We start from the raw sequence: 16,720 nt of genomic DNA on the forward strand, positions 1-16,720 counted from the left end.
TGATTAAATTTCAGAAATTACTGGAATAATCATAGGACGACGTTTTGTACTTTCGAATAATAGTTTACTAATTTGATCACGCATATTTTGTTTAATTTCAGACCATTCTATGCGTTTTTCTTGTAAACCAGCCTCTACTATTTCACGTACTTTCTCTTCTGCTTCACTTAATAAGTCTTCACTTTCACGTACATATACAAACCCACGAGATTGAATTTCAGGTCCCGCAGCTATACGTCTATTTTTAGGATCTAACGTTACTACAGCAATAAAGATACCATCTTCTGCTAAAAGATGACGGTCTCTCAACACGATATTTCCTACATCCCCAATACCAATACCATCTATTAAAATATTTCCTGAATTTACCTTTTCATTTAATATCATATCTTTACCGTTGTAATTAATGACATCTCCTTTTTCCACAAGGAAAATCTTTTCTGGTGCAACACCTGCTTCAGCTGCTAGCTTCGCATGTGCTATCTGCATTTTAAATTCACCTTGTACAGGAATAAAGTATTCAGGTTTCATAATATTAATCATCATTTTTAATTCTTCCATGCAACCATGACTTGAAGCATGAATCTTCTTGTTATTTGGAATAATATGTGCGCCAGCACGTACAAGCTCATTTAATGTATTCGCAATGATAACTTCCATATTTGCAGAAGCCGTAATTGCTAAAAATACAGAATCGCCTTCTTCGATATTCATAATTTTATGCTTATGTTGCGCCATTTGACTTAAGGCTTCTACAGGTTCTCCTTGCATACCAGTAGCTATAATTATCACTTCATTTTTAGGATAATTATCAACTTCTGTTATAGGAATTAGCAAATCTTTAGGAATGTCGAAATACCCCATTTTACGAGCAATATTAAATGAACTTTCAAGTGATCTTCCTAAAAATGACACTTTACGATTTAGCTTGCTAGCAATATTTAAAACTTGCTGTATACGTATAAAGTTCGAAGCATAACATGAAACAATCAAGCGACCTCGCACTTTTGCAAAAGCGTCATACATATGATGTTCAATCACATTTTCCGGAGTATTATATCCAGGTTTCTCTGCCTCAGTAGAATCACTGATTAAGACAAATACGCCTTCTTCACCAATCTCTGCCATACGTTTAATATCTGGTGCATAATGTCCATGTAAACTTTGGTCAAACTTAAATTCACCTGTATACACAATGGCACCATATGAAGTATGAATACAAACACCTAGACTATCAGGAATACTGTGTGTCGTATTAAAGAAACTAATATTCACGTTTTTGAATCTCATAATTGAATCATTATTAACTGTGTAGTAGCGAACTTTTTTATCAATATTACGGGCTTTCATATTTTCTTTAATTAACGCTATTGTCAATTTAGATCCATATACTGGTGCATCTAATTGTTCTAAAACATAACTCACTGCACCAATCGCGTGCTCATGTCCGTGTGTAAGGAATATACCCTTCAATTTATCTTTATTTTCAAGTACGTATGAAATGTCTGGTATAACAATATCAATACCTAGCATTTCGTCTTCTGGAAACATAAGTCCAGCATCTAACATAAACATTTCATCGTCTACTTCAACGATATACATATTTTTAGCAATTTCGCCAACACCGCCTAATGGTATAATGCGAATATCTTTATTCTTTTTCTTTATTAAACTCAAAATCTTACCTCCTAAATTTGTTACCCGTCCATATATAAACTCACTATTCATTATAAGTTAAAAAACACTTGATGTACACTATTATTCACTATACATACAGGATAATTAACAGTTGCACACAAAATAATAAAGCGTTTTAAAATGTTCAATACAACAAATTCAAAATGGATCACTTCGTAAAAAATGGCATAAAAAAATCACATGACGATACATTGTCGTCATATGACTTTAAATATTATTCTTCTAATGCTCTGTGTGAAGCATTTACTCGACCTTGTTTATCAATTTCAGTAATCTTAACTTCAATTGTGTCACCGATTTTTAATACATCTTCCACTTTTTCAATTCTATTTTTTGAAATTTGTGAAATGTGAAGCAACGCATCTTTACCCGGGAATAGGCCTACAAACGCACCGTATTTTTCAATACGTTTAACAGTGGCTTGATAAGTTTGACCTACTTCCGCTTCACGTGTAATTTCCTCAATGATTTCACGAGCGCGATTTATCATAGCTTGATCAACGGCACCAATAAAGATAGTACCATCTTGTTCAATATCTAATTTAACGCCTGTTTCATCAATAATTTCGTTAATTTTTTTACCACCAGGTCCGATAACATCTCTAATCTTATCTGGTTTAATTGTCATAGTTACAACTTTTGGCGCGTAAGCACTTAATTCAGTACGTGGTTGATCAATTGTTTGTAACATATGATTCATTATTTCTAAACGACCACGTCTCGCTTGTTCTAGAGCCTCTTCGATAATTTCACGCGTTAAACCGTCAATTTTAATATCCATTTGAATTGCTGTAATACCTTCTTTAGTACCAGCGACTTTAAAGTCCATATCACCTAATGCATCTTCCATACCTTGGATATCAGTTAAAATCGTATAGCTATCTTCACGTGTAACAAGGCCCATAGCAATACCAGCAACTGGTGCTTTAATCGGTACGCCCGCATCCATTAATGCTAATGTTGATCCACAAATTGACGCTTGAGATGATGAACCGTTTGATTCAAGTACCTCACTTACAATACGAATTGTATATGGGAAATCAGCAGTATCAGGAATAATATATTTTAATGCTCTTTCACCTAACGCACCATGTCCAATTTCACGACGACCTGGCGCACGTACTGGACCAGTTTCACCTACTGAAAAATTCGGGAAGTTGTAATGATGCATGAATCTTTTTTCTTCTTCAGGTCCTAAACCATCAATTAATTGATAATCGCCTAAAGCACCTAATGTTAAAACTGAAAGTGCTTGAGTCTGACCACGTGTAAATAGACCTGAACCATGCGTTCTAGGTAAAATACCAACTTCAGAATCTAATGGACGGATTTCATCAGGTTTACGGCCGTCTGGTCTAATTTTTTCATCTGCAATTAAACGTCGAACTTCTTCTTTCACTAATTCATTTAAAATTGCATAAACTTCTTTAATAAGTAATTCATTCTCTGGATCTTCTTCATCGATAAATTCATTGACGATTTCTTCTTTTAAGTTATCAAGATTTTCATCTCGTTGTTGTTTATCAAATGTTAAAACTGTTTCTTTAAGTCCTTTTTCTTCGGTTAAAGATTTGACACGTTCAACTAGCGCTTCATCACGCTCTACTGGAATAAATTCTTGTTTAACAGGTTGAATGTGGTCGACGATTTGTTGTTGGAAATCAACTAAACGTTGAATCTCTTCATGACCAAAGAAGATCGCCTCTAACATTTCTTGTTCAGTAATCTCACTAGCGCCTGCCTCTACCATGTTTACTGCATCTTTATGACCAGCTACTTCAAGGTCTAAGCGAGAAACTTCTTTTTCTTCTACTGTTGGGTTAATGATATATTTACCGTCAATATAACCCACATTTACACCGGCGATTGGCCCTTGGAATGGAATATCCGACACACTAAGCGCCATAGATGAACCAATCATTGCAGCCATTTGTGGTGAACAATCAGGATCTGCACTTAATACCATGTTCATAATTTGAACATCATGCTTATATCCTTTAGGGAATAAAGGTCTAATTGGTCTATCAATTAATCGCGCAGTTAATGTTGCATCGTCACCAGGACGTCCTTCTCTCTTTTTAAATCCACCAGGAATTTTACCCGCAGCGTACATTTTTTCTTCATAGTTCACTGTTAATGGGAAGAAATCTCCATCACGAGGTTCTTTTGATGCAGTTGCCGTCGATAACACGACTGTATCTCCATAACGAACCAATACAGCGCCATTTGCTTGTTTAGCTAATTGCCCTGTTTCAATCGTTAAAGATCTTCCTGCCCATTCAGTTTTAAAAACTTTCTTTTCTTGAGACATTATAAATCTCCTCTCTTGAATCTAATAGTTATATCATATCATTTATTATCGTATTTTAATATTAGTTATAAAATATTGAATTGGAAAAAAAGAGAGCGGGATATCCATCTATTATTTACAAAATAGACTTATCGTCCCACCCTTATCAGTATAAATATAAGTTATATTTTTTAAAAAAACATACTTTATTTTTAATATCTTGATTATTACTCTAGGTGTACTTATATCATCTTTATCTCATTGTAACCTTATTATTCACTCAATATTAGCTTAACATATAATAAATGTTAATATTTGTAAAAAGCTTTTTTAATATAAATTAAGGTTGGAACATAAATATGCCCCAACCTCAAAGACGTTATATTAAGATTAACGACGGATACCAAGTGATTTAATTAATTCACGGTAACGTTGAATATCTTTACTACGTAAGTAGTTTAATAAATGTCTACGACGACCTACCATTTTTAATAATCCACGACGTGAATGGTGGTCTTTTTTGTGTGTACGTAAGTGTTCGTTTACTGCGTTGATTTCTGCAGTAAGTACAGCGATTTGTACTTCTGGTGAACCAGTATCAGTTTCGTGTACACGGTATTCTTTAATGATTTCGTTTTTACGTTCTTGTGAAATTGCCATAATCAATTTCCTCCTTAAAATGTTTGAATACTCCTTAATCCGAGTTAGGCGTTGGAGATTCGACCTACTAAGAAAAAGGTGTGGTATAGATTGTTTATATAACTATACGCAACTCTAGATATTATAAGCTACTTCATCACCAAAATCAACTGCTAATAAATATTTAGCACGCGATTTATCATCGTTCATTTGTTTAACTAATGGGTCGATACCATCAAATTTAATCTCAGGACGTAAGAAATGATGCCAATTCACGGTCACTCGTTCACCATAAATATTATCCTCAAAGTCAAAGATATTCACTTCGATGACAACTTCTGCTTTGTTAGGATCATGAAATGTTGGCTTTACACCTATGTTAGCTACCCCTCGATATAATTTATTTTCAGTGCCGATTTCAATACTAACAGCATAAACACCTTTACGAGGTAACAAATAATCATCACTAGGTTGAATGTTAGCTGTTGGGAAGCCAATAGTTCTTCCCCTTTTTTCACCTTGCACTACAGTGCCTTTAATAGAATATATATAGCCTAAAGCATCATTCGCTTTTTGCAACTCACCATTGATTAAATCTTGACGAATAGAAGTTGTAGAAATTTTTTCATTTTCAATTTCTTGTTTACTCACAATTGTCGTATTAAACGCATCATATTCTTGAAGTACAGTCATATTACCTTTTCCAAATTTACCAAAAGTAAAATCAAAACCAGCAATGACTTCTTTTACATTATTTTTAATTATATAATTTTCAACAAAATCTTCTACGCTCACATTAGCAAACCTAGATGAAAAATTAACCACTATACAATAATCAATATCATGTTGGCTAATTTTTTCGATTTTATCTGAAAGTGGCGTTAAATACGTTGTTCGTTTTCTTTTAGGATTCAACACGACAGACGGATGCGGATCAAATGTCATCACCGCTTTTTTTAAACTGCGTGCCTCAGCTATTTCGTTTAATATATCAAAGACTTTGTCATGACCTTTATGCATGCCATCGAAAAATCCGAATGCCATTGCAACATCCTCTGTAATATACTGTTTTGATTGTATAGGATGTGTCACTTCTATGACTTTCATAAATTCTATCTCCTTTAATTAAAGACTTTTTTAGGTTTAATTTCTGATTCTTTTGTAGGGTGTACCATATAAATTGCTAATACTTTTTCTGAATCATCATCAATAAATACAATTTGGTCTTTAATTTTGTTATCAAATTCATTTTTATTAAATTTCTGCCCATTTAAAATACGTTTTTTTATGTGCGAATCTTTAATTTTAATGCTTGGCAAACCCTTTAATCCATATTCTAAAGGAAACAATTTATTTTGCAATGAATCCTGCTCATGAAGTTCTTTTATTTGTTCTAATGTAAGGCTATCTTTCAACACAAATCCACCAGACTCGATTCGTGTTAATTTCGACATATGTGCCGGAAAGCCTAATTTCACACCAATATCAGTTGCTAGCGTTCTAATATATGTACCTTTACCACAGATGACGCGTATTTTAAAATGACACTCATTTTCTTTAAAATCTAATTCAGATATACGCCCAATGTCTTTAATATTAACTTTACGCTTTGGTCTTTCAACTGTTTCATTATTACGCGCATATTCATATAATTTTTTACCATTTACTTTGACGGATGAGTACATCGGCGGAATTTGTTCAATGATACCTTTAAAACTTTCTAACAATCGGTCAATATCGTCCTTATTAAAATCTGCTGAGTGTACACCTTTTGTTTCCAATGTATCACCCGTTTGATCTTCAGTCGTTGTACTTCTTCCTATCGATACAGTTGCTTCATAAGCTTTGCCCATATCCATAACATAATCACTAACTCTCGTTGCATTACCTATACATACCGGTAACACGCCTGCAACTTCGGGATCAAGCGTACCCGTGTGACCTATTTTTTTAGTTTTTAATATTTTACGCAATTTGAATACAACGTCATGACTTGTTAAACCGCGCTCTTTATATACTGGTAATATCCCATTATACATATAGTCACCTTCTTTTTTTAAAATATATTTTAATAGCGTATCAACTGAATTTATTCATAAAAAAACTGGAAAATGTTAACTATTTCTACACATCTATGTATTAACTGTTTAATGTTAATATACCGATATTAAGAAATTATCAAACATTTTCCAGATACCTAACACTAAATTATCTATCTTGTTTGTGTAAATCTTGAATCATTCGTTCAATTTTATTACCATATTCGATTGATTGATCATATTCATACATTAATTCCGGCATAATACGTAATCGCATTCTAGAACCTAATTCAGACTTAATGAAGCCTTTTGCTTTATCAAGTGCTTTAAATGTATTTTCTACTTCTTTATCGTTACCTAATACAGTTAAAAATACTTTAGCCTGCGATAAATCATTTGTTAAAACAACATCTGTAATTGTAATAAAACCAACTCGAGGATCTTTGACTTTATTGTTGATGATATCCATTAATTCCTTCTTCATTTGTTCACCAACACGCTCTGCTCTCATACTGCTCATTCTTGTCACCTCTTTATCTTTAAGTTCAATTGTTATTTGCATTTTTTAGTGTAACAATGCTTAAACAATTATTTTAGCTCACACGTTATTTTAATAAATTAAGCCTATAAAATCAAATAAAGTTTGCCGTAAGATAGGCATTTCAACAGAAAATTTTCCAATAATAGTCGACATTATATTTTGTCATTAAAAATCATTCTAGGCCACCACAAAATTTTATACAAAATCATGTCCATATAACGTAACTTTTAATAGGTAATCTATTCTAATAAAAAACCAAAAGCTAGTATCAAATATGCTCCCTATAAAGTAGACACTTAAAAAGTGCAATATTTATAGGGAGCATATCAATCTTAACTATACTTTTAGCTTGTAATTTATTTAATTAACGCTTAATTTCAACCATTTCAAATGCTTCGATAACATCGCCTTCTTTAAGGTCATTGTAGTTTTCAATTGTAATACCACATTCATAACCTTTTGCAACTTCCTTAGCATCATCTTTGAAACGTTTAAGTGTATCTAATTCGCCTTCATATTGAACAATACCATCACGAATAATACGTACACCAGCATTTCGCGTAATTTTACCTTCAGTAACATAACATCCAGCAATAGTACCAACTTTAGAAACTTTGAATGTTTGACGAACTTCAGCTTGTCCGATAACTTGTTCTTCAAATTCTGGATCAAGTAAACCTTTCATCGCTGATTCAATTTCTTCGATAACATTATAAATAACTCTGTGTAAACGCATATCAACATTTTCAGCTTCTGCAGCACGTTTTGCACCACTGTCTGGACGAACATTGAAACCAATGATAATACCATTTGAGGCATTAGCAAGTGTCACGTCTGACTCATTAATTGCACCAACCGCTGTATGAATGATACGAACATTTACGCCTTCAACATCAATTTTCATTAATGATGCAGCTAAAGCTTCAACAGAACCTTGAACATCACCTTTAATAATAACGTTTAAATCTTTCATTTCACCTTGTTTCATTTGTTCAAATAGGTTATCTAATGAAACATTTTTACTTTCTTGACGTTGTTGTACAATGCTAGCTTCGTGTCTTGATTCACCAATACGACGAGCTTGTTTTTCATCACTAAATACAACAAAGCGATCCCCAGCTTGTGGCACATCATTAATACCTGTAATTTCAACAGGCGTTGATGGACCAGCCGTTTTGATTCTTTGACCTAAGTCATTAACCATTGCACGGATACGGCCGTAAGTATTACCAACTACAATCGCATCACCAACATTTAATGTACCATTTTGTACTAATAATGATGCAGAAGGACCACGTGATTTATCTAATTCAGCTTCGATAACTGTACCAACAGCACGGTTTTTAGGATTTGCTTTAAGTTCTTGAACTTCTGCAACTAATCCTATCATTTCTAATAAATCGTCGATACCATCACCACTTAATGCAGAAAGTGGAACGAAAATTGTTTCGCCGCCCCAATCTTCAGGAATTAAACCATATTCAGTTAATTCTTGCATAACTCGATCAGGGTTTGAAGTTGGTTTATCAATTTTATTTACTGCAACAATAATTGGTACTTCTGCTTCTTTAGCATGGTTAATTGCTTCAATTGTTTGTGGCATAACACCATCGTCAGCTGCAACTACTAAAATTGTAATATCTGTTACTTGTGCACCACGCGCACGCATCGTTGTAAATGCAGCATGTCCCGGTGTATCTAAGAAAGTGATTTTTTTGCCATCGTTTTCAATTTGATATGCACCAATATGTTGAGTGATTCCGCCTGCTTCACCTGCTGTAACTTTTGTATGACGAATTGAATCTAATAAAGTCGTTTTACCATGGTCAACATGTCCCATAATTGTTACAACTGCTGGTCTCTCAATTGCTTCTGGATCATCTTTTTCGTCTTCGAAGTAGATTGATAAATCTTCTTCATTAATCACAACTTCTTCTTCAACCTCAACGCCATAATCATCGGCAATTAATTCGATTGTTTCTTGATTTAATGATTGATTGATATTAGCAACAATACCAAGTAAGAATAATTTTTTGATAATTTCTGATGATTCAACATTTAATTTATCCGCAAATTCGCCTACTGTAATACCTTCTTGATATGTCACTTTTGATGGTATTTCTTTTGGAGCAGCTGGTTGATTTTGTGGTTTATTATTCTTGTTATTTTTCTTATTATTTCTATTATTCTTTTTATTGCCTTTGTTGCCTTTATTATTTTGTTGTTGATTCTTTTTGTTATCTTTTTGTTGCCCTTTATTTTGGTTTTGATTGTTTGATTTTTGGTGATTATTTTGAGTGCTTTGTTTATTGTCGTTCTTTTGTTCTTTTTTGAACTTTTTATCTAATGCTTTAATTTGGTCATCTTCCAAAGCTTGCATATGATTTGAAACCTCAATATTCATGCTTTTTAACTCATCTATAATCTCTTTACTCTTTAGATTTAATTCTTTCGCATATTCGTAAATTCTTTGTTTACTCATATAATCACTCCTTATGATATTCATCTATCATTGATAGCAACTTTTTAGCAAAGCCTGGGTCAGTAATCCCTACATTAACACGCTCACCTTTTCCAAGTGCTATTCCCAATTCATTTCGATTTCCAAACTTTCTGAATGGAACTTTGTAACTCTTACATTTATCTGTAATTAATTTAGCTGTATTATCAGACGCATCATTTGCAACAATAACGAGCTTCAAATTTCCTTTTTTAATCTCATTAACAATGACTGATTCACCTGTTTTTACTTTACCAGCTCTCATTGCTAATCCTAAAAAGTTTAATATTTGATCTATACTCATTTTGGGATCTCTTCTCTATAAATTAATCTAATAATTTCTTTGTAAACAGGATCCAATTGCTCTTTAGATGCTTTAAAATATTTTTCTAAAATTTCTTTTTGTTGTGCTTTTTCAACCATAGCAACATCTTTAGAAACATATGCGCCACGGCCTTGTTTCTTTCCAGTAACATCCGCAAAGATTTCGCCTTCTTTATTAACAACAACACGAATCATATCTTTTTTGGGATGCATTTCATTTGAAAGAATACATTTTCGCATCGGAATTTTTTTCTTTTTCATAGATACTTCACTCCAACCTATTATTCAGATTCTTTCTCTACATTTGTTTCAACTGAAACATCATTTACCTCTTCGGTTGATTCTGTTGTGTCAGCATCTTCTAAAGCAACATCTTCTTCAGTTACTTTTTCAGCTTCAACTACTGGATAGATACCCGCTTCACGCGCATCTGTTTCTGATTTAATATCAATTTTCCAGCCGGTTAATTTAGCAGCTAGACGTGCGTTTTGTCCTCTTTTACCAATCGCTAATGACAATTGATAATCAGGAACAACAACTACTGTAGATTGATTTGTTTCATCAACAATAACTTCTAAAACTTGAGAAGGGCTTAAAGCATTTTTTACAAATACTTTTGGATCTTCATTCCATTGAACGATGTCGATTTTTTCACCACCTAGCTCTTCAACAACAGCTTCAACACGTGCGCCTTTAGCACCAACACATGCACCAACAGCATCTATATCATTGTTTTCAGAGAAGACACTAATTTTAGAGCGATCGCCAGCTTCACGTGCTACTGATTTAACAATTACAGTACCATCGTAAATTTCTGGAACTTCTTGTTCAAATAAACGTTTTAATAAACCTGGATGGCTACGAGAAACATAGATTTGAGGACCTTTTGTCGTTTGTTCCACTTTGTTAACATATACTTTGATACGTTCGTTAGGAATATATTTTTCGTTAGGACTTCTTTCTGCTTCAGATAAAACAGCTTCGATACGACCTAAATTCACATATACATAACGATGGTCAACACGGTCAATAATTCCAGTAAGTATGTCTTCTTCTTTGTCTATAAATTCTTCAAATAAAATTTCACGTTCAGCATCACGAAGACGTTGCATTACTGCTTGTTTCGCTGCTTGAGCACCTACACGACCAAAATCTTTAGGTGTTACATCTTCTTCGTATATATCACCAATTTCATATGCAGGGTTTTTAACAAGCGCTGTACTTAAATCCACTTCATCTCTGTCGTCAAATACTTCTTCAACAACATCTTTACGAGCGATAACTTTGAAAGTACCTTGATCCATATTTAATTCCACACGGACATTTCTTGCACTATCATAATTCTTTTTGTATGCAGTAATTAAAGCTGCTTCAATAGCATCAATTAATACTGCTCTAGGAATCTTCTTTTCTTTTTCTAAATACTCAGTAGCTAATAATAATTCATTACTTGACACGTTTTTTCCTCCTCATCACGTTAAATCATAACTGCGTGACGTGCTTTTGCTATTTTGTCTCTCGGTATCTCTATATCTTTCGTTCTTGCTTTGATTTTAACTTGTACTACAATTGTTTCATTATTGACTTCTTGTAAAATGCCTAACCATTCCTTTTCACCTTCAATTGGTACATATAAAGAAACAAATACAGGTTTAGTTATTGCATTTTGGAAATCTTGTTCTTTTTTAATTGGACGTTCTGCACCAGGTGACGCTACGTCTAAATAATACATTTCAGGAATAGGATCATTTGCATCCATAGCTTCACTTATTTTTTCAGAAGCTAGCGTACAATCATTTAAATCTACGCCACCTTCTTTATCAATAGAGATTCTAAGAAAATGATCTCTACCCTCTTTGACATATTCAACGTCTACAAGTTCAAAATTCAAGTCTTCCATAATTGGTTTAACAATCACTTCTACTTGTTCTGTAATTTTACTCATACAGGCCTCCCTTTTTGGCAAATAGAAAAGAGCGGGAATCTCCCACTCTTCTGCCTGAGTTCACTAATTTTTAAGCAACTTAATTATAGCATAAGTTTATGCTTGAAACAAATGACTTCACTATTAATCAGAGATTCTTGTAAAAGTTTGTTCATTTATTTCACCATTACATTCGAATAGACTCGTAAGACGTTGAAAAGAAATACAGGCATAATTTTATGTCCAGCAACAATTTTGTATTTCTTTAACTACGCCATACGCATTAAATAAATACCTTGATTATTTCATTTTACATATCAAATATCGAAAGTTGAGCTTTATCTGGTAAATTCGGTAATGAGCCTAACTCATCTAAATACTCAATAATTTTCTGAGATAATCCAGCTTTTTTGTTTAAATCTTCTTTTGATAAAAATGGGCCATCGTCACGAGCTTCAACAATTCGTTTCGCAACGTTTTCGCCAAGCCCAGGCACTGATATGAACGGCGGAATAAGTGTATCGCCTTCAATGATAAATTCGAACGCCTGACTCTTTTCTAAACTAATCGGTTGCATGCGATAACCTCGATGCGCCATTTCATTCATAATTTCCAAGACTGTTAATACGTCTTTTTCTTTTTTACCTAGATCCATATAGCGAGAATACATGTCTTTTACAGTATTTCGAATGCTTGTTTTATCTTTAATCATCGTGATTAAATCAAAGTCTGACGCACGAATTGTAAAGTAAGATGCATAGTAATAAAGTGGATGATGTACTTTGAAATATGCGATACGTACTGCCATTAAAACGTATGCTGCTGCATGGGCTTTAGGGAACATGTACTTAATTTTAAGACATGAATCTAAATACCAATCCGGCACTTCATTTTCTTTCATCGTTTCAATCATTTCTTCAGTTAAACCTTTACCTTTACGTACTGACTCCATTATTTTAAAAGCCATTGATGGTTCTAAACCAGCATACATTAAATAAACCATGATATCATCACGACAACCAATTACACTTGATAAATCACATATACCGGTTTTAATTAATTCTTGAGCATTGCCTAACCACACATCTGTACCATGAGATAATCCTGAGATTTGAACTAATTCAGAAAATGTTGTTGGCTTTGTATCTTCTAACATTTGACGCACGAACCCTGTACCGAATTCTGGAACCCCAAACGTACCTGTTTTACATAAAATTTCATCTTCAGTAACACCTAAACTTTCAGGTGTACTAAATATTTGCATGACTTCTTTGTCATCTACAGGTATCGTTTTTGGATCAATGCCCGATAAATCTTGAAGCATACGAATCATTGTTGGATCATCGTGTCCAAGTATATCAAGTTTTAATACATTATCATGAATAGAATGGAAATCAAAATGTGTCGTCATCCATGCTGAATTTTGATCATCGGCAGGATATTGTATCGGCGTAAAATCATAAATATCCATGTAATCAGGTACTACAATAATACCCCCTGGATGCTGTCCAGTTGTACGTTTAACACCTGTACATCCTTTAACGAGTCGATCTATTTCAGCACCTCTTTTGTGGATGCCTTGATCATTCAAATAACCTTTAACATAACCAAAAGCAGTCTTTTCAGCAACAGTACCAATTGTACCTGCACGGAATACTTTATCCTCACCAAATAATACTTTTGTGTAGTTATGGGCATTCGGTTGATATTCACCACTAAAGTTTAAGTCGATATCAGGAACTTTATCTCCCTTAAATCCTAAAAATGTTTCAAACGGAATATCTTGTCCTTCTTTAATAAGTGGCGCTCCACAAGTTTCACACGTCTTATCAGGTAAATCAAATCCTGATCCTACTGAACCATCATTGAAAAATTCACTCGTTTTACAGTTCGGACAAATATAGTGTGGCGGTAACGGGTTTACTTCAGTAATCTCAGTCATTGTCGCTACAAAACTAGAACCTACTGAACCACGGGAACCAACTAAGTATCCATCATCTAATGATTTTTTAACTAAACGTTGCGAAATTAAGTAAATTACCGCAAATCCATTACCGATAATACTTTTTAATTCTTTTTCTAATCGATCAATTACGATTTGAGGCAGGTCTTCACCATACAGTTTACGCGCATTTGCATAACTTAGTTCTCTAATTTCTTCGTTAGCACCTTCCATACGCGGTGTGTATAATTCATCTTTAATAGGAACAACACGTTCAATTCGATCTGCTAATTCGTTTGTATTTTTCACAACAATTTCATGCGCTTTTTCTTCACCTAAAAAATGAAACTCGTTTAACATTTCATCTGTAGTTCTAAAATGTGCTTCCGGTAAAGTTGAGCGATTAAGTGGATTGCCGGGTTGTGATGCTATTAAAATTTTACGTGCGATACCATCATGTTCAAACAAATAGTGTGCATTTCCTGTCGCAATAACAGGTATACCCGCTGTGTCACCTGCATGTATTAAACGTTGATAAATTTCATGTAATGTTTCAGTATCTCTAATAAGCTCTCTATCAATTAAATCTTGATAAAGTGCCGGTGGTTGAATTTCAATAAAATCATAATATTTGGCAATTTTTTCAACTTGGCTCTGGTCCTTCTGCATAACTGCCGTAAATAATTCACCTTCATCACACGCTGTACCTACCAATAATCCCTCACGATATTCATCTAACAATGAACGTGGAATTCGAGGTGTACGGTAGAAATACTTCACCAATGATGCACTTACAATTTTAAATAGATTTTTAAGACCTTGTTGGTTTTGTACAATTAATGTGACATGACTAGGTCTTGCACGTTTATATGCATCTTCATTACTGAGTTTTTTGTTGATTTCGTTATGATTTAATACGCCTAATTCTTTCATTTGTTGAACCATTTTTATGAAAATGTAAGCTGTTGCTTCTGTATCATAAATGGCACGGTGATGTTGCGTTAATTCTACGCCATATTTTTTAGCTAAGAAATTCAAACCATGTTTACCATATTCAGTATTAATCGTACGAGATAATTCTAAAGTATCGATAACACCATTCGTTGATGGTCCAAATCCAAGACGTTCATATCCCGTATCGATAAAGCCCATATCAAACGAAGCATTATGCGCTACGAATATCGCATCGCCAACCCATTCTTTAAACTCTGTAAGTACTTCTTCAATCTCAGGGGCATCTACTAACATATCATCAGTAATATGCGTCAAATTGATAATCGTTTCCGATAATCGTTCATGCGGATTACTAAACCTTTCAAACTTATCGATGATTTCACCGTTATGAACTTTCACAGCTGCAAGCTCGATGATTTTATCATACTGATTTGATAAACCAGTTGTCTCAACGTCGAACACAACATAAGTAGCATCTTTTAATACGACATCTTGTGGTTTGTATGCAATCGGAACACCATCATCAACTAACATACCTTCCATACCGTATATCATTTTAATGCCATGTTTTTCCGCTGCTGCGTGAGCATCTGGAAATGCTTGCACAACATTATGGTCTGTAACTGCAATGGCTGGATGTCCCCAGTCTGCTGCCTGTTTAACATACGCACCAATATTGGGTATACCATCCATTTGGCTCATTGCAGTATGCAAGTGGAATTCTACACGCTTTTCTTCAGCCTTATCTTTTTTCGTCGCTTTTTTAATCTCTTCAATATCAGACATCATCATAACTAAATCTCTAATAAATGTATCTTCTTCAATACGACCTTGAGCCCTAACCCATTTACCAACACTTAGCGCTTTAAAATGTTCTAAATCATCTTTGTTTTTACGAGTAAACATTTTTAAAACTAATGAGTCAGTATAGTCTGTCACTTTAATTTCTACGATATGACGACCACTTTTAAGTTCTTTTAAGTTTATATCAAAAATGACACCCTCTATTGCAACTTTAAACTCTTCCTCAATAATAGATTCAATTGGTTTAATATTTTCAATTTGAATCGGCTTACCAATTTGACACTTATCGACAGCACTTTCGTTGTTATCTTGTTGTTTCGCTTTTTCAGCTTTCATTTTTTCAAGTTTCTCTGTTGCCAATCGTGCACTTTGTTCGTCTTCTTCTTGAATATGTGCTTCTAAAGAAGCTAAGTTTTGTTCTTGATCATTATCATTTGTTTCGAAGATGATTTTATCGATATCAAAACCACAATTTCTAAACGCTTTGATAAGACTTCCATTGCATGCCTTATCAAAATGATTACGTTCAATGTCATTTGATACCATTACTTTTAATACTTTTCCAGACATAATAAGCTTTTTCTGTTTCAATTGACCTTTAACTTTTGGAGATAAAGCTGTTTGGTCAATACAGTGCCCAAAGTATTTAATTGCATGTTCATCTTGATTCGTGCCATTTGTTACCGTAAAACGACATGTAACGTTGGCGATATCTTTAAACTCTTGCTCTATTGCATTTATAAATAATAAATAATCTTCATGAGCTAAGAATTGTGGTAATGTAATATGAAATTCCCATGTTCTGTTTTTGTTAGAAACATCTATACGTGTCAGTTCACCTGAATTTAAAATTTTAGCATCTAATTGATTTGAAATTTTAATTTGATCAGCAAGCACTTTAAATTTTTGTTGCTCTGTCATTGCCAAGACAATTACCACCTTAAATAGAAATTACTTTTACGTGTTCGAACAATATTTAGATTATGTGAGCATAGTAATGATAGAAAATTAAATGCTTTATATTTGGCTAATCATTATATTGTTAAAACAAATTTATCTTTAATT

12 protein-coding genes are annotated in these 16,720 nt (G+C 33.6%); all 12 read right to left on the reverse strand.

Going from position 1 to position 16,720, the window contains the following annotated elements:
• Positions 1–3: 3 nt before the first annotated feature.
• The gene (rnjB, locus tag IDG63_RS02470; protein WP_100127014.1) at positions 4–1,677 is read right to left on the reverse strand and encodes a ribonuclease J2; all 1,674 of its coding nucleotides are present in this window, start codon (positions 1,675–1,677) and stop codon (positions 4–6) included.
• Positions 1,678–1,912: 235 nt separating this feature from the next.
• Positions 1,913–4,009 carry a polyribonucleotide nucleotidyltransferase gene (gene pnp / locus IDG63_RS02475; RefSeq protein WP_000076693.1) on the reverse strand — a complete coding sequence of 699 codons (2,097 nt, stop codon included), beginning with the start codon at positions 4,007–4,009 and terminating at the stop codon, positions 1,913–1,915.
• Between the two features lie 369 nt (positions 4,010–4,378).
• The gene (gene rpsO / locus IDG63_RS02480; RefSeq protein ID WP_001018328.1) at positions 4,379–4,648 is read right to left on the reverse strand and encodes a 30S ribosomal protein S15; all 270 of its coding nucleotides are present in this window, start codon (positions 4,646–4,648) and stop codon (positions 4,379–4,381) included.
• Positions 4,649–4,762: 114 nt separating this feature from the next.
• Entirely contained in the window at positions 4,763–5,734 is a 972-nt protein-coding gene (gene ribF / locus IDG63_RS02485; RefSeq protein ID WP_000864185.1) for a riboflavin biosynthesis protein RibF, read from the reverse strand.
• Positions 5,735–5,748: 14 nt separating this feature from the next.
• Complete coding sequence (gene truB / locus IDG63_RS02490) at positions 5,749–6,666, reverse strand: tRNA pseudouridine(55) synthase TruB (RefSeq protein ID WP_000282305.1); 918 nt, start codon at positions 6,664–6,666, stop codon at positions 5,749–5,751.
• 169 nt (positions 6,667–6,835) lie between these two features.
• Complete coding sequence (gene rbfA, locus IDG63_RS02495; protein WP_000097322.1) at positions 6,836–7,186, reverse strand: 30S ribosome-binding factor RbfA; 351 nt, start codon at positions 7,184–7,186, stop codon at positions 6,836–6,838.
• A 385-nt stretch (positions 7,187–7,571) separates the two neighbouring features.
• Positions 7,572–9,689, reverse strand: a complete 2,118-nt coding sequence (gene infB / locus IDG63_RS02500) for a translation initiation factor IF-2 (RefSeq protein WP_000043635.1) — start codon at positions 9,687–9,689, stop codon at positions 7,572–7,574.
• 4 nt (positions 9,690–9,693) lie between these two features.
• Positions 9,694–10,011 carry a YlxQ family RNA-binding protein gene (locus IDG63_RS02505; protein ID WP_000020853.1) on the reverse strand — a complete coding sequence of 106 codons (318 nt, stop codon included), beginning with the start codon at positions 10,009–10,011 and terminating at the stop codon, positions 9,694–9,696.
• Positions 10,008–10,292 (reverse strand): RNase P modulator RnpM, encoded by a 285-nt coding sequence (gene rnpM / locus IDG63_RS02510; RefSeq protein ID WP_000727423.1) that lies wholly within the window; start codon positions 10,290–10,292, stop codon positions 10,008–10,010. Before rnpM ends, IDG63_RS02505 begins: the two co-directional genes overlap by 4 nt.
• A 20-nt stretch (positions 10,293–10,312) precedes the next feature.
• On the reverse strand, positions 10,313–11,488 hold the full coding sequence (gene nusA / locus IDG63_RS02515; RefSeq protein WP_000097462.1) for a transcription termination factor NusA: 1,176 nt from the start codon (positions 11,486–11,488) through the stop codon (positions 10,313–10,315).
• A 20-nt stretch (positions 11,489–11,508) separates the two neighbouring features.
• Positions 11,509–11,976 carry a ribosome maturation factor RimP gene (rimP, locus tag IDG63_RS02520; RefSeq protein ID WP_000036631.1) on the reverse strand — a complete coding sequence of 156 codons (468 nt, stop codon included), beginning with the start codon at positions 11,974–11,976 and terminating at the stop codon, positions 11,509–11,511.
• Between the two features lie 289 nt (positions 11,977–12,265).
• Positions 12,266–16,576 carry a PolC-type DNA polymerase III gene (locus IDG63_RS02525; protein ID WP_016169070.1) on the reverse strand — a complete coding sequence of 1,437 codons (4,311 nt, stop codon included), beginning with the start codon at positions 16,574–16,576 and terminating at the stop codon, positions 12,266–12,268.
• Positions 16,577–16,720 lie beyond the last annotated feature (144 nt).

It is taken from the genome of Staphylococcus sp. EG-SA-14, from assembly GCF_017151935.1.
In the GTDB taxonomy this organism is placed as follows: Bacteria; Bacillota; Bacilli; order Staphylococcales; family Staphylococcaceae; genus Staphylococcus; species Staphylococcus aureus.